Annotated in this window: 17 protein-coding genes and 1 pseudogene; 6 read left to right on the top strand and 12 right to left on the bottom strand. The window is 71.8% G+C overall.

Features of this window, described 5'->3' with window-relative positions; translation table 11 throughout:
* Window positions 1-89 precede the first annotated feature (89 nt).
* Window positions 90-806 carry a DUF2470 domain-containing protein gene (locus tag ACIQGV_RS32850; RefSeq protein ID WP_402501165.1) on the bottom strand — a complete coding sequence of 239 codons (717 nt, stop codon included), beginning with the start codon at window positions 804-806 and terminating at the stop codon, window positions 90-92.
* A 329-nt stretch (window positions 807-1,135) separates the two neighbouring features.
* On the opposite strand from ACIQGV_RS32850, the gene ACIQGV_RS32845 reads away from it, so the two are divergent.
* From ACIQGV_RS32845 to ACIQGV_RS32835, 3 genes are all read left to right on the top strand, one after another.
* A complete protein-coding gene (locus ACIQGV_RS32845; protein ID WP_402501162.1) occupies window positions 1,136-1,939 on the top strand; it encodes a hypothetical protein in 804 nt (267 codons plus the stop codon).
* Window positions 1,870-2,622 (top strand): DUF1775 domain-containing protein, encoded by a 753-nt coding sequence (locus tag ACIQGV_RS32840; RefSeq protein WP_402501159.1) that lies wholly within the window; start codon window positions 1,870-1,872, stop codon window positions 2,620-2,622. Before ACIQGV_RS32845 ends, ACIQGV_RS32840 begins: the two co-directional genes overlap by 70 nt.
* Window positions 2,623-2,920: 298 nt before the next feature.
* Window positions 2,921-3,778, top strand: coding sequence for an SDR family oxidoreductase (locus tag ACIQGV_RS32835; protein ID WP_402501156.1), 858 nt, complete (start codon window positions 2,921-2,923; stop codon window positions 3,776-3,778).
* 188 nt (window positions 3,779-3,966) lie between these two features.
* On the opposite strand, the gene ACIQGV_RS32830 is transcribed toward ACIQGV_RS32835, so the two are convergent.
* The 8 genes from ACIQGV_RS32830 to urtA form a co-directional block, all read right to left on the bottom strand.
* Window positions 3,967-5,427 carry a DUF2079 domain-containing protein gene (locus ACIQGV_RS32830; protein ID WP_402501153.1) on the bottom strand — a complete coding sequence of 487 codons (1,461 nt, stop codon included), beginning with the start codon at window positions 5,425-5,427 and terminating at the stop codon, window positions 3,967-3,969.
* On the bottom strand, window positions 5,424-5,756 hold the full coding sequence (locus tag ACIQGV_RS32825) for a hypothetical protein (protein ID WP_402501150.1): 333 nt from the start codon (window positions 5,754-5,756) through the stop codon (window positions 5,424-5,426). Before ACIQGV_RS32825 ends, ACIQGV_RS32830 begins: the two co-directional genes overlap by 4 nt.
* The gene (locus ACIQGV_RS32820) at window positions 5,749-6,249 is read right to left on the bottom strand and encodes a SigE family RNA polymerase sigma factor (RefSeq protein WP_402501147.1); all 501 of its coding nucleotides are present in this window, start codon (window positions 6,247-6,249) and stop codon (window positions 5,749-5,751) included. Before ACIQGV_RS32820 ends, ACIQGV_RS32825 begins: the two co-directional genes overlap by 8 nt.
* Window positions 6,250-6,455: 206 nt before the next feature.
* Window positions 6,456-7,154 carry an urea ABC transporter ATP-binding subunit UrtE gene (urtE, locus tag ACIQGV_RS32815; RefSeq protein WP_402501144.1) on the bottom strand — a complete coding sequence of 233 codons (699 nt, stop codon included), beginning with the start codon at window positions 7,152-7,154 and terminating at the stop codon, window positions 6,456-6,458.
* Complete coding sequence (gene urtD, locus ACIQGV_RS32810; RefSeq protein WP_402501141.1) at window positions 7,151-7,951, bottom strand: urea ABC transporter ATP-binding protein UrtD; 801 nt, start codon at window positions 7,949-7,951, stop codon at window positions 7,151-7,153. Before urtD ends, urtE begins: the two co-directional genes overlap by 4 nt.
* On the bottom strand, window positions 7,948-9,066 hold the full coding sequence (urtC, locus tag ACIQGV_RS32805; protein WP_402501138.1) for an urea ABC transporter permease subunit UrtC: 1,119 nt from the start codon (window positions 9,064-9,066) through the stop codon (window positions 7,948-7,950). The genes urtD and urtC overlap by 4 nt, the downstream gene beginning before the upstream one ends.
* Complete coding sequence (urtB, locus tag ACIQGV_RS32800; RefSeq protein ID WP_402501135.1) at window positions 9,063-9,947, bottom strand: urea ABC transporter permease subunit UrtB; 885 nt, start codon at window positions 9,945-9,947, stop codon at window positions 9,063-9,065. The genes urtC and urtB overlap by 4 nt, the downstream gene beginning before the upstream one ends.
* 98 nt (window positions 9,948-10,045) lie before the next feature.
* Window positions 10,046-11,299 carry an urea ABC transporter substrate-binding protein gene (gene urtA / locus ACIQGV_RS32795; protein ID WP_402501132.1) on the bottom strand — a complete coding sequence of 418 codons (1,254 nt, stop codon included), beginning with the start codon at window positions 11,297-11,299 and terminating at the stop codon, window positions 10,046-10,048.
* A 402-nt stretch (window positions 11,300-11,701) separates the two neighbouring features.
* On the opposite strand from urtA, the gene ACIQGV_RS32790 reads away from it, so the two are divergent.
* On the top strand, window positions 11,702-12,193 hold the full coding sequence (locus ACIQGV_RS32790) for a MarR family winged helix-turn-helix transcriptional regulator (protein WP_402501129.1): 492 nt from the start codon (window positions 11,702-11,704) through the stop codon (window positions 12,191-12,193).
* Here ACIQGV_RS32790 and ACIQGV_RS32785 read toward each other — a convergent pair.
* Window positions 12,150-13,269 (bottom strand): annotated as a pseudogene (locus ACIQGV_RS32785) (substrate-binding domain-containing protein). The gene ACIQGV_RS32790 and the pseudogene ACIQGV_RS32785 sit on opposite strands and share 44 nt — an antisense overlap.
* Window positions 13,270-13,548: 279 nt before the next feature.
* Window positions 13,549-15,738, bottom strand: a complete 2,190-nt coding sequence (locus ACIQGV_RS32780) for a M4 family metallopeptidase (protein ID WP_402501126.1) — start codon at window positions 15,736-15,738, stop codon at window positions 13,549-13,551.
* A gap of 134 nt (window positions 15,739-15,872) precedes the next feature.
* Here ACIQGV_RS32780 and ACIQGV_RS32775 point away from each other — a divergent pair, with 134 nt between their 5' ends.
* Both ACIQGV_RS32775 and ACIQGV_RS32770 read left to right on the top strand, forming a co-directional pair.
* Complete coding sequence (locus ACIQGV_RS32775) at window positions 15,873-16,844, top strand: LysR family transcriptional regulator (protein ID WP_402501123.1); 972 nt, start codon at window positions 15,873-15,875, stop codon at window positions 16,842-16,844.
* Between the two features lie 238 nt (window positions 16,845-17,082).
* On the top strand, window positions 17,083-17,928 hold the full coding sequence (locus tag ACIQGV_RS32770; protein ID WP_402501120.1) for a helix-turn-helix transcriptional regulator: 846 nt from the start codon (window positions 17,083-17,085) through the stop codon (window positions 17,926-17,928).
* Window positions 17,929-17,956: 28 nt separating this feature from the next.
* On the opposite strand, the gene ACIQGV_RS32765 is transcribed toward ACIQGV_RS32770, so the two are convergent.
* On the bottom strand, window positions 17,957-18,655 hold the full coding sequence (locus tag ACIQGV_RS32765; protein WP_402501117.1) for a TetR/AcrR family transcriptional regulator: 699 nt from the start codon (window positions 18,653-18,655) through the stop codon (window positions 17,957-17,959).
* Between the last annotated feature and the right edge of the window lie 468 nt (window positions 18,656-19,123).

The raw sequence follows: 19,123 nt of genomic DNA, 5'->3' as shown, positions 1-19,123 counted from the left end.
CCGTGTGTTCCGGAGTGGATGTGTGGTGCCGGGCGGTGAGGTAACAGCCCGTGGATCAGGTCCCCGTCGGACGGCCGCGGCCGGCGGTCTCAGGGGCGTTCGGACGAGTGATGCGGACAGGCGCACCTCCCCGGCGGGGCGAGCATCTGCCGGATCCGCTCACCGGCCTCGGCACCGTCGCGCGCGGGCTCGGGGAACATCAGCCGCAGGTCGCAGTGGCCGTAGGCGTACTCGCAGCGCAGTGTGACGGAACGGCTGTCGAGGGCGTACGGCACGGCGCGGACGACGCCCCGGGGGAGCCGCGGCCCGGCGAGCGCGACCAGGCCCCTCGTCAACTCCTCGTGCGCGTCGGCCATATGGGTCAGCATGGCGGCCTCCTCGACGGCGAGGGGGTCGGCGCCGGCCAGCGCGATCTCGTCCAGGCCGACGTCCACCGTGTCCGCGGGGGTGCGCAGCCACACGCGGGCGGTGTCGAGCCGCAGGTCGCCACCGTCCGTGGGAGCCAGCCACCCGGACACCGTCACCCTGGCCCGTACCCGGTCACGGGCGGCCGTCGGAGCGATGTCGGTGAACTCCAGCAGCCCGGCCAGACTGCCGTGCGCCGCCTCGGCGGCCTGTCGCGCGAGCGGGCTGCCCGCCGGAGGGTGGAGCGTGATCCGGCCTCCGGCGTCCACGGAGTGCATGCCGATCAGGTCGTGGTCCTGGCCCGCGGTGGTGAGGGACAGCGAGACGGCGCGCGCCAGCACGGTGCGCACGCGCTCCGCCGCCGTGGGCTCGGGCAGCGTGATGGCGGTGTCAGTGCTCAAGGGGACTCCACACGGTACGCCTGCGAATTCAGGTAAGGCTAACCTTACTTAATGCTGGCGGTGTGCCCAGCCGGCAGGGGTGAAGGGTGACCCACGTCACTTCGCGCGCCGACGCCGCCGCTGCGCCCGCACGGGCGGAGCACCGGCCCGGGCCGCGGTACGTGCGACGGCGTCCGAGGTGAACGCCTGCGCACCCGCCGCCGTATACGGGAAGGTGATCACGACCGGCGCTTCTCCTTCCCCGCGCATGGCGCATCCGCGCTCCCGCGAGATGCCGTGCGGCTGCGATTCCCTGACATCGGCCGGGCGGGGGAGGAAGATGGGCGACCGTGTCGGATGACCGCACGACGGCGGACCGCGGTCCGGGCATCCGCCCGCGGCCGCGGTCCGCCGGGTGGGTACGGGCCGGGCTGTTCGCCCTGCTCGGCAGTGTGCTCGCCGCGCTCGGCCACCACACGGTCGCCGAGGGGCCGGTGCCCTGGCGGCTCGTGGCCGCCCTGGGTGCCGCCCAGTTCGCGCTGGTCCTGCCGTTCGCCCGCCGCCGGCTCCCGCTGTGGCCGGTCGTCAGCTGCACCCTTGCGGCGCAGGGGGCCCAGCACCTCGTGCTGAGCCGGGTCGGCGGCCACGGGACGGGTCCCGGCCGGACGGGCCACGCCGGACACCCCGGTCATGCCGTCCCGGCGGCGGGGGACGGACACGCCTGGCACCACGCGGGGACGGCCATGACCGTCACCCATGTGCTGGCCGCCGTCGCGGTGGCCTGGCTGCTGCACCGCGCCGACTCGGCCGTCACCCTGGCCCTGGCCGCCGCCCGGGCCGGACGCGGCGTCGCGGCGGCACTCCTGGCCCGGCTGCGGACGCCGCGGCCGGCCGTCGCCGGCGGCCGGCCGCGGTCCGCACGGCCCGTCGGCCGCTTCGAGGGCCCCGCCCCGCCGACGGCGTACCTCTTGGACCACGCGCTGGTGCGCAGGGGACCTCCGGGACGGACGCGTGTCCCGGACGGTCCCTCACCCGGGCGAGGCTTCGGCCTGCCCGGTTTCTGCATCGGCAAGGAGTCCTCACTGTGTCCACGTCCACGCACGTCCTCGGCCGCACCACGCGCAGGCTGGGTGCCGCCGCCGCTCTCGCGCTGACGGCCGGCCTCGCCCTGGCCGGGCCGGCCGCCGCCCACGCGGAGGTCGAGGCCGACAGGGCCCAGGCCCTGGCCGAGAACGTCGTCCTCGGCTTCGTCTCCGAGGCCGAGTCCGACAGCGCCGGCTTCACCGAGATGCGGGTCGTCCTTCCCCGGGGCATCGCGCCGGGCGACGTCACGCTCGTCGAGGCGCCCGAGGGCTGGAAGTTCACGGCCACGGGCGACGGATACACCGTCGGCGGCCCGAAGCTCCCCGTCGGGACGGACGCCGAGTACAAGATCAAGGTCCGGCAGCTGCCGGACGCGAAGGAGGTCGCCTTCAAGACCGTCGAGACCTACAGCGACGGCGAGATCTCCCGCTGGATCGAACTGCCCGGCGACGGCGGCTCCGAGCAGCCCGCGCCGCTGCTGGAGCTGAAGCCCGCCGCGCCGGGTGCCACCCCCGTCGCCCCCAGCCCGACGGCGAGCAGGACGGCGTCCTCCGCCGTGCCGTCGGTGACGGCCTCCACCCCCGCCACGGCCCCCTCGGACACGGCCACGGCCACGACCACCGCCGAGAAGGCCGAGGACGAGGACGGCGGCGGCTCGACGGGCCTGGTCGTCGGTGCGGTGCTCGCGGCACTCGCGCTCGCGGGCGGCGCCTGGTGGCTGGTCAGGCGGCGCGGCGCGGCCTCCGGCAGCTGACGGCGGAACGGCGGTGATCCCGCGAGGCGCGACCGCGCGGCCTCGCGGGATCACCGAGGCCCCACGGGATCACCGTCCGGCCTCCCGGACGGCCCGTCATTCATATGTCTGATCACATCTCTCCGTGGGTGCATCCGGAGATCATCGAACGGCCATGGCTCCCTGAGCTGCGACAACTTGATCGATCCCATCGGTCGAGTCCCCGGGGCGGCAAGGTGAAGGGTTCTCAAGCGGTCAGTCAAGGTGTTATATCAAATAAACCTAGTCCGGCCTGAGCCGATCATCTGGAGAGCTCGTCATGATCCTTGTCACCGCAGCAAGCGGCCGCACCGGCCGCAGTCTGATCCGCGCACTGACCCGTGAGGGCAAGGAGGTCCGGGCCGCGGACATCGCCCCGTCGGTCCATGAGACCCGTGACCTCGGCGCGGCCGAGACCGTCGTGGCCGACCTCCTGGAGCCGGCCGAGCTGCGCAAGGCGATGGAGGGGGTGGAGTCGGTCGTCCACATCGGCCCGCTGTTCCACCACCGTGAGGCCGACATCGGCCGCGCCGTCGTCGCGGAGGCGCGGCGTCACGACGTGCGGCACTTCGTGCAGTTCTCCGTGGTCCACCCGCAGATCGAACAGCTGCTGAACCACCAGGCGAAGCTCGCGGTCGAGCGCGCCGTCATCGAGTCACCGATCCCGTTCACGATCCTGCAGCCCATGCACTACCTGCAGAACATCGACGTCGCCGGCACCGTCGCCTCCGGCGTCTACGCCAAGCCGCACTCGGCCGACTCCCGCCTCGCGCACGTCGACATCGAGGACGTCACCGAGGTGGCGGCGCGTGTGGCCGGCGACCCGCACCACCACTACGCGACCTACGAACTGTCGGGCAGCGACTACGTCACGGGCCACGAGATCGCCGACGTCCTCGCCGAACTGTCGGGCCGGCCGGTCGTCGCCGAGGTCCAGGAACTCAGCGACCTCGTGAGTCCCGAGCGCCGACGACTCGCCGAGGCCGAGTTCCCCTACGACATCATGTACCGCCTCTTCGGGCACTACAGCCGCTACGGCATCACGGGCAACCCCAATGTGCTGACCTGGCTGCTCGGCCGCCCGCCGACGACGCTGCGCGAGTACGTGCGGCGCGAGCTCGACGCCGTGAAGGTCTGACCCCGGTCACGGACGCGGCGCGGTGCAGGCACATCTGCCGGCCCTGCCCGGCGAACCGGGCGTGCACCCCGCACTCGACGCGTTCGTCGTGCGTGTACGCCCGGTCACCTGAGCGCGCCCCGCCGAGGGCGTTCACGGCTCCCGGCGGACTCCGCCGGGCCGGTGCCCCACCTCTGGCGCAGCCCCCGTCAGCGGGACACGCGACGCAGGACCCAGTAGCCGGATGCGCCGGCCGCGACGGTGTAGCGGGCGCCGGGATGGAGCTCCTTCGCGTACGCGAGCACGGCCGCGCTGTCGCGGGCGGGATCGTGGAGGGCGATGTAGTCGGGGACGATGCCGCGGGTGTTGCCCACCCAGAACAGACGGCAGCGGTCTGCGAGATGGGCACTGGGGACGATGTCGGCCTCGACGCTCGCGCCGTCCGGGACGACGGCCAGGACCCGGCGGCCGGCGGCGGCGTGCGCGCCCGTGCGGTAGGTGTCGGGTTCGGTGAGTGCGGCGAACGGCAGCGAGGTGCCCAGCGCGAGGGCGGCGGCCGCCGCGGCGGCGGGCAGGTGACGGGCGTAGGCGCGGACGACCGGACGGCGGGCCGCGCGCAGCCGGGGCAGGGCGTCGACGAGGGCGAGCGTCGTCACGGGCATCAGGACGGCGCTGTAGTGCCAGTCCGTGCTCCAGTAGTGCTCGTCGTGGGAGAGCATCCGCCAGGCCAGCGTGGGCAGCGCGGCCACGAGGAGAGGTGAGCGCAGGGCGACGAGCCCGGTGGTGGGCACCAGCGTCCACAGCAGCGTCCGCAGCTTCTCCTCGCCCCCGTCGAGGAGGACGTCGCTCAGCGGCCCCGACCCGGTGCCGATCTTGCTCCAGTAGTCGTAGCCCTGCGGGTTGACGGCGGGGATGACGACGGTCATGACGACCAGGCAGAAGAGGACTCCCGCGCACGCCGCCGCGACCGCCGGCAGCACATGGCGCGGGCTGTCGCGGCGGCAGCGCCAGGCGACCACCGCGGCGACGGCGGCGCACGTCAGCCCGAGGTCCTCCTTGACGAGGACGAGCGGCAGCGCCCACAGCAGCGCGGCCCGCCAGCGCCCGGTCACGGTGGCGGCGAGGGAGGCGGCGAGGAGGGGCACGGCGAAGGCGATCTCGTGGAAGTCGAAGTCGGCTGCCTTCTGCAGGCCCCAGGACATGCCGTAGGCGGTTCCGATCAGCAGACCGGTGCGCCTGCCGAGGAGGCGTGCGGCGGCACTGGTGACGGGGTGCACGGACCAGCCCAGCAGGGCCGACTGGGCGATCAGCAGCGTCGCCGGGCCGGGCCACAGCCGGTAGAACGGTGCGAGCAGCGCGAGGACGGGGCTGAAATGGTCGCCGAGGATGTCGAAGCCCGGTCCCTTGAGGTCCGCCTCGGGTGCCCGCACCTGGGCGTAGGAGTCGACGACCTGCACGAAGATTCCCAGGTCCCAGGACATCGTCTCGTAGCGCGCCCACCTCGACACCGCGAGGACCGCGTACAGCACGGCGAAGACGGCGGCGAGCACGGCGCCGTCGGCGCGCCCCGGCCGGTGACGTGAGCGCGTCGCCGGGGACGTCGGGGACGCGGGCTCCGCCGGGGAAGGACCGCGGACGGTGCGGTGGGTGCGCAGGTCGGCTGTCGTCATGGGCTGATCCCGGAGTCGGCGGTCGAGGGGAACTGGGACGAGGGGGGTGCCGTCGTCGGGGTGGGGGAGACATGGCCGGGCGGGGCGGCCGGCGGGGCGGAGGACGGGGCGGAGACCGCGGCGGCCACCGCTCCGGCGGTGACGAGCACCGCTCCGGCGGCCCACGCGGCCAGCCGGCGGCGGCGCCGTGCCGCCCCCAGCACACCGATGCGCGCGCCGCCGGGCGGGAGCGCGGCCCGCGCCGCGGCGGCCGCGGCCGTGTCGAAGATCCGGCGCAGCTCCGCGTCGGGGCCCGGTGCGGACGGGGAGTCCGGCGAACGGTCAGGCATCGTGTACGCCCTCCTCGACGTCGTGCAGCAGCCCGGCCATCGCGGCGCGGCCTCTGGACAGATGGGTCTTGACGGTGCCCGCGCTCAGGCCGGCCTCCGCGGCGATCTGCTCCACCGTCATGTCGCAGAGGTAGAACATGACCATGGCCAGACGCTGCCGCCGGGGAAGCCGCTTCAGCGCCTGCGCCAGGGCCATGCTCTGCTCGTCGGGCCCGGCCACCTCGGTGGGCCGGCCCGCGCTCTCACGCCGCCATGCCTCCCGGCCGCGGCGTGTGCGCCGGAACCGGCTGACGGCGAGCCGGAAGGCGACGGTGCGCACCCATGCCTCGGGTGCGCCGTCCATGTCGATGGAGCGTCTCCGCGTCCAGCAGCGGACGAAGGCGTCCTGGACGACGTCCTCCGCTTCCGGCAGGTCCCCGGTCAGCAGGTACACCTGTCCGATCAGGCGCCTGCCGCAGGACACGTAGAACTCCGCGTACTCCTCGTCGGTCAACCGTGCATCTCCTCGGGCTGTGCTGTCACCTTCCGTACGCACAGCGGGCCGGGGCCGGTTGACACGTTCCGTGAAGAATCACCGTGTGTGGTCGGGGAGACGCTCGCGGTCGCGCCGGGATCCGGCGCGCGCATGCCGGGGCGGACGTCCGGCGGAGACCGGGGTCTCGCTGCCGGACGTCCGCCCCGGCGGGGCCGGGAACCCGCTCACACGCTGAGTGCCGCCCGCACGGTCTGCTCGGCGCCTGCGCCGCCCTCGCCGGAGGAGGTCACCCGGCCCGCCTCCAGGACGCTGTAGCGCCGGGCGGCCCGCATGGCGAAGCCGACGTGCTGTTCGACGAGGAGGACGGACAGTCCGTCACGACGGGTCAGGGCGAGGATCGTCCGCTCGATCTCGGCGACGACGGAGGGCTGGATGCCTTCGGTGGGTTCGTCGAGGAGCAGGAGCCTCGGCCGGGTGACCAGCGCGCGGGCGATCGCGAGTTGCTGACGCTGACCGCCCGAGAGCAGACCGGCACGGCGGCCGGACAGCTCGCGCAGGACCGGGAAGAGGTCCAGGGCCTCGGCGGCGGCCTCCTTGCCGCCGGCGCGGCCGTCCGCGACGAGCCGGAGGTTCTCGGCCGTGGTCAGGTGCGGGAAGCACTGCTGGCCCTGGGGGACGTAGGCCATGCCGCGGGCCACTCGCCGGTGCGGTGCGAGGCGGGTGATGTCCTCGCCGCCGAGCAGGACGGTGCCGGTCCTCGGTCTGATCAGGCCCATGGCGACGCGCAGCAGGGTGCTCTTGCCGGCGCCGTTGTGGCCGAGAACGGCCGTGACACCGTCCTTAGGCACCGAGACCGACACACCGTGCAGCACCGTGGTGAGGTCGTAACCGGCATGGACGGAATCCATCTCCAGCATGGTCATGCCTCCTCGGCGACGGCCACGGGTGCTGCGGCGGGGGCGGAAGCAGGGTCCTCGGTCCTCGGCCCGGAGGCACCGCCGAGGTAGACCTCCTGGACCCGGGCGTCCGCCTGGACCTCGGTGACCGTGCCTTCGCTGAGGACCTTGCCGGCGTGCAGGACGCTCACACTGCGGGCGTAGGAGCGCATGAAGTCCATGTCGTGCTCGATGACGACGACCGTGCGGTCCTGGCTGACGTGCCGCAGGAGTTCGCCGGTCGCCTCGCGTTCCTCGTGGCTCATGCCCGCCACGGGTTCGTCGAGCAGCAGCAGCCTGACGTCCTGGACCAGCAGCATGCCGATCTCCAGCCACTGCTTCTGGCCGTGGGCGAGCGTTCCGGCGGGGCGGTCGCGCAGGCCGGTCAGCGCCGTCGTCTCCAGCGCGTCGGAGACCTTGTCGGGTATGCCCTTGCGGCGGCGCAGCATGGTCCACACGCCGCGTCCGGCGCCCGCGGCGATGTCCAGGTTCTGCAGGACGGTCAGTTCCTCGAAGACCGTGGCCGTCTGGAACGTCCGGCCGATCCCCAGGCGGGCGATCTTCTGCACGGGCTTGCCCAGCAGGTCCTGGTCGCCGAACCGGACCGAGCCGGTGGCCTTGACGAGGCCGGTGACGGCGTCGACCAGGGTGGTCTTGCCGGCACCGTTCGGGCCGATGAGGAAGCGCAGGTCGCCGGGGTGGATGTCGAGGTTCACACCGTCGACCGCGGTGAACCCGTCGAAGACGACCCTGAGATCGCGGACCGTCAGCCGCTCGCCGCTCATGCGGTCTCTCCCGTCGTACGAAGGGCGGCCCGGCGTCTGCGCAGCACGGCGCCCACCGAGGCGAGACCGCCGGGCAGGAAACCGACCGCGAGGACGAACAGCAGGCCCTGGAGATACGTCCATGCGGCCGGGAAGGCGTCGGACAGCTCGCTCTGGGTCCAGGCCACCAGGACCGCCCCGAGCACCGCTCCGACGAGTGAGGAACGTCCGCCGACGGCCGCGCCGATGACGAAGCCGATGGACGGGACGATCCCGATCAGCGCGGGGGAGATGATCCCCACGGCCGGCACGAAGAGCGCGCCCGCCAGTCCGGCCGTGCCCGCCGCGACGACGTACGCCACGAGTTTGACGTCGGCGGGGTTGTAACCGAGGAAGCGCACCCGTTCCTCGGAGTCCCGCACCGCGACGAGGAGTTCGCCGTAGCGGCTGACGAACAGCTGGCGGACCAGGACCATCAGGAGGAGCAGGGCGGCGGCGATGACGAAGTACACCATGCGCAGGTTGACCGGGTCGTCGAGCGAGTAGCCGAAGAAGCCCTGGATGTCGGTGAGTCCGTTCGTGCCGCCCGTGGTGGCCTGCTGGCCGATCAGCCAGATGGACAGAGCTGCCGCCAGTGCCTGGCTGAGGATGGCGAAGTACGCGCCCTTCACACGGCGCCGGAAGACGAGGAACCCGAGCAGCGCGGCGACCGCCATCGGCAGCACCACGGTCATGACGAGCGCGAACACCGGGTTCGCGAACGGCCTCCACCACCAGGGCAGCCCGCCTCCGCTGCCGTAGAGCAGCATGAAGTCGGGCAGTGTCTCTCCGGCCGCGGCCGCGTCGGCGAGCTTGAGATGCATGGCCATGGCGTAGCCGCCGAGACCGAAGAACACGCCCTGGCCGAGGACCATGAGCCCGCCCCGGCCCCAGGCCAGGCTGACGCCGACCGCGACGACGGCGTAGCACAGGTACTTGGCGAGGAGACCGAGACGGAAGTCGGTCAACGTGAGCGGGGCGACGCCGAACAGGAGGACGGCGCCGAGCGCGAAGCCCGCGGGGACGCGGAACCGCTCCAGTGGGGACCGGTGCCGCGGTGCGGTCACCGCGGGGGCGGGTGTGGCCGTCGTCGTCATGCCAGGCTCCGGGTGCGCAGTGTGTACAGGCCCTGGGGTCGCCACTGGAGGAAGGCGACGATCGCCACGAGAATGACGACCTTGGCGACACTGACCGTCGTCGAGTATTCGAGGACGGACTGGAGCAGGCCGAGCGCGAAAGCGGTGATGACGCTGCCCCTGAGACGGCCGATGCCGCCCACGACGACGACCAGGAAGGCGTCGACGATGTAGTTGGTGCCCATCGTCGGGCCGATCGGGCCCACCAGGGTGAGTGCGACCCCGGCGACGCCCGCGAGACCCGAGCCGATGAAGAAGGTGACCCGGTCGACCCGGCCGGTCGCGATCCCGGACACCTCCGCGAGGTCACGGTTCTGCACCACGGCGCGGACACGGCGGCCCAGCGGGGTGAGCCGCAGGATCAGCGCGAGCCCGAGGACGCACAGCAGGGCGAGGCCGAGGATGGACAGCCGGCTGCTGGCGAAGGTGACGCCGCCCAGGGAGACGTTGCCGGTGAGCAGGCCGGGGGCGTCGGTCTGTACGTTGGGGGCGCCGAAGATGTCACGGGCGAGCTGCTGGAGCATCAGGGAGATTCCCCAGGTGACCAGCAGGGTGTCCAGCGGGCGCGTGTACAGGCGTCGGATCAGCAGTATCTCGAGCAGCGCACCCAGTGCGCCGGCGACCAGGAACGCCAGCGGCAGCGCGACGAGCAGGGAGATGCCGGCGTTGCTGATGGAGTCCTGCAGGACGTACGTCGTGTAGGCGCCGGCCATGATGAACTCGCCGTGCGCCATGTTGATCACCCCCATCTGGCCGAAGGTCAGGGTCAGGCCGAGGGCGATGAGCAGCAGGACGGCACCGATGCTGATGCCGGTGAAGGACTGGTTGAGGATGACCGTCATGAAGCGGCTCCGGTTCGGGGGACGGGCGTGCGGGCTTTCCGCGGCCCCGCGCCGCCCCGGCCCCGGTGACGAGGCCGGGCAGCGGGCGGGAGCCGGGCTCAGGAGAGACCGGAGGCCCAGGAGTAGCCCTTGAGATACGGGTCCGGCTTGATCGGCCCGCCCGAGTTCCAGACCTCCTCGATGAGGCCGTCGGCCCCGACCTTCCCGATGCGGGCCGTCTTGTAGACGTGCTGGGAGGCCCCGTCGACGGTCACCTTGCCTTCGGGGGCGATCAGTTCGATGCCGTCCGAGGCCGCCTTGACCTTCTCGATGTCGAACGATCCGGCCTTCTCGACCATCTTTTTCCAGAGGTGGAGCGAGATGTACGCGGCCTCCATCGGGTCGCTGGTCGGTTTGTTCCTGCCGTACGCGGCCTGGTACGCCCGGACGAACTCGGTGTTCGCCGTGCCCGGTGTGGTCTGGTAGTAGTTCCAGGCCGTCAGCTGGCCCTCCAGGTACTGCGTGCCGATGCTCTTGACCTCCTCCTCGGCGATCGACACGGACAGCACCGGCAGGCTCTTCGCGGTGAGGCCCGCGGACTTGTACTCCTTGAAGAAGGCCACGTTGCTGTCACCGTTGAGGGTGTTGAACACGGCGTCCGCACCGGCGTCCTTGACCTTGTTCACGATGGTGCTGAACTCGGTGGAGCCGAGTGGCGCGTAGTCCTCGCCCTTGATCTGCATGCCGTGGGCCCGGGCGTACGCCTTGATGATCTTGTTGGCGGTGCGGGGGAACACATAGTCGCTGCCGACCAGGCAGAGCTTGGTCAGGCCCTGCTTCCTGAGGTAGTCCAGGGCGGGCACGATCTGCTGGTTGGTGGTGGCGCCGACGTAGAAGATGTAGGGCGACTCCTCCAGACCCTCGTACTGCACGGGGTAGAAGAGCGGCGACCGGTACCTCTCGAAGACCGGCTTGACGGCCTTGCGGCTGGCGGAGGTCCAGCAGCCGAAGGTGGCGACGACCTTGTCGTCCGTGATCAGGGCCTCGGCCTTCTCGGCGAAGGTCGGCCAGTCGGAGGCGCCGTCCTGGCTGACGGGCCGGAGCTTCTTGCCCAGCACACCACCGGCCGCGTTGATCTCCTTCACCGCGAGCAGCAGCGCGTTGTGGACCGTGACCTCGCTGATGGCCATGGTGCCCGAGAGAGAGTTCAGCAGACCGACCTTGACGGTGTCGCCCGAGGTGTCCGCCTCGGCTCCGGGCGCGGACGACGTCCCGCTGCCTGTCTTGGCGCCGCAGGCGCTGAGCGCGGCGGACGCGCCGGCGGCCGATACGCCGGCCAGAAGACCACGCCTGCTGATACTGAGCCCGGACATGCAACCTCCTTGCCCCGAAGGGCGTATGTGAAAAGAGCGGAAGGTGCTGGGATGAGCTGACGGAGGGAATGAATGTGATGCGCCTCAGGCGCGGCGGATTCGACGCACGGTTTCCCCGGCCGTTCCGGGGGTGGCGTCCGGGCCGGCCACTGAAGTGCGACCACAGCCTGCGAGGAAACTGTTTCCTCCGTGTTGCGCCGCAATTGAAGAACAGTTTCCAGCGGAAGTAAAAAATGCGGGCGACAAGGCAGAACTCGTCACTGCTGATGCAGGACTGACGACAGTGCAGAAAAGGAGACCGATGCTTCCTGTCGAAAGGATCGTTTTCCCCGGATCCATGGGTGGGCGCCGGACGGTCGAAGGTAGGCTCGACGCGGTCGAGGGCAGGAACGGAGGAGCGCGATGGCGAGACGGCCCCAGGAACTGCTCCACCTGCTGACGCGGGCCGAGCGCCTCGTCGCCCGCCGAGTGCAGTCCGTGCTCGACGAGTTCGACTGCTCCGTCGAGGCATGGCGGGTGCTCGATCTGCTGTCCGACGGGCAGGGGCACAACATGACGGCCCTCGCCGAGCACGCCTTCCTGCCGGCACCCAGCCTGACCAAGCTCGTCGACCAGCTCGTCGACCAGAATCTGCTGTTCCGCCGGGTCGACCCCGCCGACCGGCGCCGGGTGCTGGCCCATCTCACCCCGCGCGGAATGCAGCGCTGGCAGTTGCTGGCGCGCGAAGTGCGCGCGGACTGGGCCGCCCTGGAGAGCCCTCTCGCGAACGAGGACACGCAACGGCTCGCCGATCTGCTGGAACGGATGGCCGACGCCTTCGGGAGCAGTGGAACGGCGGACCGGAGCCGCGTCACAAGGTGTCGTGGGGACCGCGCAGTCGGGCGAGAACACTGAAGTCGAGACCGTCCGCCTGCGCGAGGTAGATGCGCTGGCGCACATGCCGGTCGCGGAGACGGATCAGCCCGCGCGGCCCCTCGTAGGAGACGTTCTCCGCGGTGGCCGAGATCGCGGAGACGTCCAGGGACCGGGCCCGCTCGACGAGTGACGCGAGCAGCAGCACCCCCTCGTAGCAGGATTCGGCGAAGCTTCCCGGGGCGGGGGCCTCGAAGCCGAAGCGATCGGCGTACCGTCCGTGGAAGTCCAGGGTGTCCTGGTTGGCCAACGAGGCGAAGAACCCGGCCGTGCTGAAGAGATCGCCGGTTGCCTCCGGTCCACTGGCCAGCAGCATGGTCTCGTCCATCAGCGTGCTCAGCCGCAGGCAGCGACGGCCGAGACCCGACGCGGCGAAGGCTCGGTTGAAGCGGACCGCGTCGCTGCCGACGAGCAGCATCAGGACACCGTCCGCGTCCGCGCGCTCGATACGCCGCAGCACCCCGCGGAAGTCATGGGTGCCGAGCGGCAGGTATGCCTCACCACACACCCGTCCGCCCCGGCTCGCGCCGGCGTAGCGTCGGGCGGCCCGCGCCGTGCGACGCGGCCATACGTAGTCGTTCCCCACGGTGAACCACCGCCGCACGTGCCGTGTCTCGGCCAGCAGCCGCATCGCGGGCAGGAGCTGCCGGTCGGGGGTCTCGCTGGTGAGGAAGACGCCGTCGGTGTGCTCACCGCCTTCGTACAGGGCGGTGTAGACGTACGGCACCCGGTGCGCGATCCGGGGGGGCGACGGCCTGCCGGACCGAGGAGAGGTGCCAGCCGGTGACACCGTGCACCGCACCGGTCGCCACCAGGGCCTCGATCTCGTCGGCCACGGTCCGCGGGTCGGCTCCGCCGTCGACCTCCAGGAGCCGTAGTTCCCTGCCCAGCACACCGCCGGATCTGTTGATCTCCTCGGACGCCAGCCGCGCGCAGGCATCACAGGCAGGGCCGACGATCCCGGCAGGTCCCTGCATCGGGTAGACGAGTGCGACGTTCAGGACCGAGTCGTCGGCCGTGAACCGGGCGGGAGCGTGGAGGCGGAACGGCCGGTGCATGCCGACATGATGGCCGGACGGCCACCGGCGCCCGAGCGATGGCCGGGATCGAGACCGATTCGTAGGGACGCGACGGAGGGTCCGCCGGCCGCTGACGGCAGGGTGCTCGCCTCGGCCGGGCACCGGCCCGGGAGACCGGGGAAGGACCAGGGGCCGGGCCGCCGAAGGGTGTTCGGCGGTCCGGCCCCCGGGGCCGCGCGACGGCTCCCCTCGTCCGCGCGCGGCACTCGCCCTCACGGACGGGTGGCAGGTTCCCGTCCTCGGGCGCTCAACCCCCTGTCAGGGGGCGCTCAGGCCCAGCGTGTAGGCGCCGGAGCCGCTGTAGGCGTGGACGACATAGCGGTAGTAGCCCGCGGTGCCGTTGTAGCGGATGTCCTCCTCCGAGGTGGCGTCACCGTCCACGGCCACGTCCACCCAGCCCGCCCCGTTCCACTTCTGCAGGTAGAGGTCGAAGTCGGTGCCGGCCGGACCGCGCAGACAGCCCGCGTGGGTGCCGGAGGTCGCCGAGTAGTAGTACGAGCCGTCGGGCTGGACGCCCCGCTGTCCGGAGGACAGCGTGCCCTCATAGGTGTGCTCGGAGTCCGCGCAGCCGGTCGGCGGGGTGGAGGTGCCGACCGTCAGCTGGTAGGTGACCGTGTGCGTGGCGGAGCCCGTACCGGTGACGGTGACCGGGTACGTGCCCTCGGCGGTGCCCGGGGCGACCTGGACGGTCATCGTGGAGGAGCTGCCGGAGGTCACCGACGAGGGGCTGAAGGAGACCGTCACACCGCTCGGGGCGCCGCTCGCGGAGAGCTGGACGGTCTGCGCGCCGCCGCCGGTGGTGGCGGTGTTCACGGTGGCGGTGACGGAGGCGCCCGGCTGGGCCGAACCCGAGGAGGGGTTCAGGGCGAGCGAGAAGTCCGGGGTGGTGGTCCCCCCGCAGTCGGTCTCACCGGACTGGGCGGGGACGCCGATCGCGTTCCAGGCCGCCTTCACCGCGTTGCACTCGGCGCTGCCGTAGGTGTTCTTGGCGCTGGTCAGGGTCGCCCTGCGGGCGGCGAGGTGGTTCCAGGAGGAGGTCTTCATCAGCAGGGCGCCCATGAAGATCTTGCCGGCCTTCTGGACGCCGATGCCGGTGACGGACGCCGGACCGCCGGAACATATGGGGCTGGCGGGCTTGCCGCCGCCCGGGCTGGAGCCCTCGGCGAGCAGGTAGAACCAGTGGTTCTGCGGACCGGCCGCGGCATGCACCTCGGTGTTCGAGGTCAACTGGGTGTAGCAGTTGGGGTCGTTGTTGCGCAGCGACGGGTTGTACATGTACCGGATGGGCCTGTTGTCGCCGAGGAAGTTCAGCTTCTCGCCGACGGTGTAGTCCGGGGTGTCGTTCGGGTTGTTGGCGTAGTGCTCGGTGAGCGCGCCGAAGATGTCCCCGGTGGACTCGTTCATGCCGCCGTTCTCGTTGGACGAGCCCGTGCCGCCCGGAGTCCGGTCGAATATCTCGTGGCCGTACTCATGGGCCACGACGTCGATGCCGGTGAGCTGGTTGGTGCCGTTCTGGTTGCGGCCGTACGTGGTCTTCGTGCCGTCGTAGTACGCGTTGACCTCGGAGAGTCCGGCGCGGGCCGGGACCATGCCGCCCTGGCCGTTGATGCCGTTGTAGCCGAACCACGACTTCAGCATGTCGGACTCGCGCTGGGCGGCGTACATGATGTCGACGCAGGCGGTGACGAGGTCGTTGGCGCCGCCGTTGCCCCATGGGGAGGAGCCTGTGTAGGCGCTGCCGTTCTGGCCGCCGCAGCGGAAGCCGGAGCGGTTCGGATCGGTCATCGAGGACGCGGCGGTGTCGATGGTGACCGTGCCGTTGTGGTAGCCGCGGCCGTCGGCGTGCCGGACCTTCTCGGTGGCCCGGGTGACACGGCCGGTGCGCGCGTCGACGTAGGTGTCGAGCGAGCTGGGCGCGTTCTTCGCGGTGCGGCCGACGACCAGGGTGCGCCAGGCGAGGACCGGCTTGCCCGCCTTGAGGAGCACGGTCAGTTCGGGGGTGCTCGCGGACTCCACGGACTTGAGCTGCGCCCGCGCGGTGGCGAGTGCCGCCCGTGCGCCGACCCTGGCCTTCGTGGAGAGCCTGAGGACCGGGGCGGGGGCACCGGTGACCTCACGGACCTTGCCGGCGGAGTCGCTCAGCACGACGGCGTCGCCGCCGACGACCGGAACGCCCTTGTACGTGCGCTCGTACGAGGAGAAGTACAGCCCGTTCGACCAGGGGGTGACAGACGTGCGGACGAGGTTCTCGTCGGCGCCGTGGCGCAGCTCGTCGAGACCGCTGTCCGCGGCGTCGTCGGCGGCGGCGAGCGCGAGGGACCTGCCGTTGCCGGGCGGCGGTACGGGCCGGTCCTGCGGGGCCGCGTCGGCGGACCCGGCGAGGGCGGCCGCGAGGCTCGCCGAGAGCGCCAGGGCAGCCACGGCGGCAGTGACTCTGGTGGGGTGCAACGTCTGCTCCGTTCAGGGTGGGGAGGCGGATCGTTGCGGCGAGTATGGGCGTGGACATGGCCAGTTCGGGACATGCGAGGGTGCATAGCACCGGAGTTATGGTGCGGCCGCGCGGGGGTGCGTACTCTGCGCCAATGAACCTGGAGTTGAGGCATCTGGAGGCCGTGTGCCGGATCGCCGAGGCGGGCAGTCTGAGCAGGGCCGCAAGGCGCCTCGGGATCTCCCAGCCGGCGCTCTCGGCCCAGTTGCGCCGCATCGAACGGGCCGCGGGAGGGGAGCTGTTCCTGCGCAGCCGGCACGGTGTGGAGCCCACCCCGCTGGGGGAGTTCGTCCTGCGCAAGGCCCGTCTGGTGCTCGGCGAGATGGACGCCCTGGCCGCCGGGGCCCGGGCCGTCGCCCCGCATCCGACCCTGCGGCTGGGCTGCATCCTGCTGGTCCTCGTCGACCGGCTGCTGGGCGAACTGGAGGGGGTACTGGCGGGCCAGGAGCTCCATGTGACGGTGGAGCACTCGGCGACCACGCTGACCAGACAGCTCGGCGCGGGACGGTACGACGCCGTGCTGTACGGCGAAGTCAACGACTACGAGGTGCCGTTGCCCCAGGGCATCACGGCCCGCACCCTGATCCCCAAGGAACCCTTCTGCGTACGGCTCTCGGCCACGCACCCGATGGCGGGCCGTGAGCGGATCGCGCTGGCGGAGCTGGCCGGGGAGTCCTGGATGATGCTGGTGGAGGACGACGACGGCGGCCCGGAGGCCCTGGTCGCCGCCTGCGCGAAGGCGGGCTTCACCCCTCTGCTGCGGCACCGGGTGACGGACCGGAAGATGCAGTACGACCTGATCGCCGCGGGCCGGGCGATATCGCTGAGCCAGCCGACCGCCCCGGCCACCGAGGGGACGGTGCTGCGCCCTCTGGTGGGCGACCCGGTCACCGGCCGCATCCGTGTCGCGTGGAACCGTGCGGCGGTCTCCGCCCGGCAGGCGGAACTGCTGTACCGGGCGGCCGCCCGTGCCTATCTGGCGAACGTGGACAACAACGCCTTCCACCGGGAATGGTGGGACGCCCGCCCCGAGCTGCAGCCGACGCTCGACGACCCGGGCACCTGAACCACGACCGGTCCCGGACAGGAGGTGGCACCGCACGCGTTTCCCCCGTGCGGCCCCGGCCGGCGAGGCCGGGGACGTCCGCCGCCTTCGGAGCGGTCCCGGCCTTCCCGGGCCGATCGACGTCCACACCCACGTGCACACGGCGGGACCGGCCGGGCCGCCGGGAGGACGATCACGGTCCCGAGGCTGGTAACGGCAGTACCAGGCTGTGGCCCCGGGATGCTGCGACGATGGGCGTATGAGTGCATCCGGTGAGCTCGCGACCGTGCTGCGGGCATGGCGGGAGCGGCTGACCCCCCAGGCGGTGGGCCTGCCGGCGGGTACCGCGCGGCGCACCTCCGGCCTGCGGCGTGAGGAGCTGGCCGTCCTGGCGGAGGTGTCGGCGGACTACATCGTGCGGCTGGAGCAGGGGCGGGCCTCGGCGCCCTCGGCGCAGGTGTGCGCCGCGCTGTCCCGTGCCCTCCAGCTCAGTGACGCCGAGCAGGACCATCTGTTCCGGCTCGCCGGGCACGCCACCGGCGGCGGCCGGATCAGCCGCATCGTGCCCGCAAGCCTGCGCCGCCTGGTGGAACGCACGGGCGACCGGCCCATGGCCGTCTTCGACGCGATGTGGGACCTGCTGCTCTGGAACCGGATGTGGGCGGCCCTGATGGGCGACCCCTCCGAGCTGCGGGAGGACGAGCGCAACGTGCTGTGGCTGCACTTCACCCGCGTCGCCGACTGCAACATCCACGACCCCGGCATCAGGGACGCCTTCGGTGTCTCCATGGCCGCTGACCTGCGCCGCAGCATCGGCCGCTACCCGGACGACCCCGCACTGCTCAGGCTCGTCGAACGGCTCAGCGAGCGAAGCGGCCGCTTCCGCGATCTCTGGCAGCGACACGAGATCGCCGAGCACGACGCGGCCACGAAGAGGATCAACCACCCCGAGGTCGGGTCCCTGGAGCTGGACTGCGACATCCTGAGCACTCAGCGAGGCGACCTGCGCATCGTCATGTACAGCGCAGCGCCCGGCAGCGAGTCCGACGGCAAGCTCGCCCTGCTGGCCGCCATCGGGACCCAGCGGATGCGCGTCGGGCCCTGACGGCCCCGGGCGGCCGGGCCGGCTCCCGTCACGGGCCGGTACCGCCCTGGAGCAGACGCCGCAGTGACGGCAGCAGCGCGTCGATGTCCGTGCCGCTGCGCAGCACGACCACCGTGGTGCCGTCCGCGTCCGTCCCCGCGGGGGGCACGGAGGAGGCGGCCGGGACCGGGAACAGGGCGAGCACCTCGCGCATCGCGTCGTCGACCTCCGCGACGGGATCCGTCGACTCACCCCTCAGCCAGCGCCGCAGCACATGGTTGTGGGCGGCGACCACGTTCGCCGCCATGAGTTCCGCCCGCAGCGGCGCCGAGGTGCCGGTGTCGCCCATCCAGTCCGAGATGAACTCGCGGAACAGCCGCTGGTAGCGGGCCACGCTGACGATCTCCCGCTCGCGCAGGGCGGGCACCTTGCTGGTCAGGGCATACCGGCGCAGGGCCAGGTCGCCCTCGTCGAGGTAGTGCATCAGGACGATCCGTACCGCGTCGGAGACGGCGACCAGGGCGGTGGCGTGCGTGGATCCGGCCAGCCGGTCCCTGATGGTCGCGAGCAGACGGTCGTGGTCCGGGAAGATGACCTCTTCCTTGGACCGGTAGTGGCGGAAGAACGTGGTGCGCCCCACGCCGGCGCGCTCGGCGACGTCGTCGATGGTCGTCTGCTCGTACCCGCGTTCGTCGAAGAGGGCGAACGCGGCCTGAGTGAGCCGCTCCCTGGTGGATCCCTTGGTCATGCGGCCTCATCCTGCCCTGCTCGTACGTCCATGGGCCACTTGCCTCCGGGTGCGGTACTGAGTACCGTGATAACAGAATCCAGTACCGCAGTGTAGAGGAGTCCGGCGTGGAAGACGTCGCACGCAACGAGTCGGGACTGCGGTCGCGTGCCACCGGGGGCGAGGTCGCGCACGCCCCGCGGGAGGTGCGGGGCGCCCACACCCCGCACGACGCCTTCTGAGAATCCTCCCGCCGGACGCCACCCGCCCGACCCGCGCCCGGCGAAAGCACCCCTCGACGTCCCGTCCCGCCGCCCGCCACGGCGACGGGACGGGCGCACCGAACAGAACGGAAGCGAACGATGACGGTCGAGCCGCCGCGGACGAATGACCGCGACATCCACACCACCGCGGGCAAGCTCGCGGATCTCCAGCGCCGGATCGAGGAGGCGACCCATGCCGGTTCCGCGCGCGCGGTGGAGAAGCAGC

The organism is Streptomyces sp. NPDC093094, from assembly GCF_044754345.1.
Classification (GTDB): Bacteria; Actinomycetota; Actinomycetes; order Streptomycetales; family Streptomycetaceae; genus Streptomyces.
The sequence above is the reverse complement of the archived record's forward strand: the minus strand, read 5'-3'. Positions and strand labels throughout refer to the sequence as shown.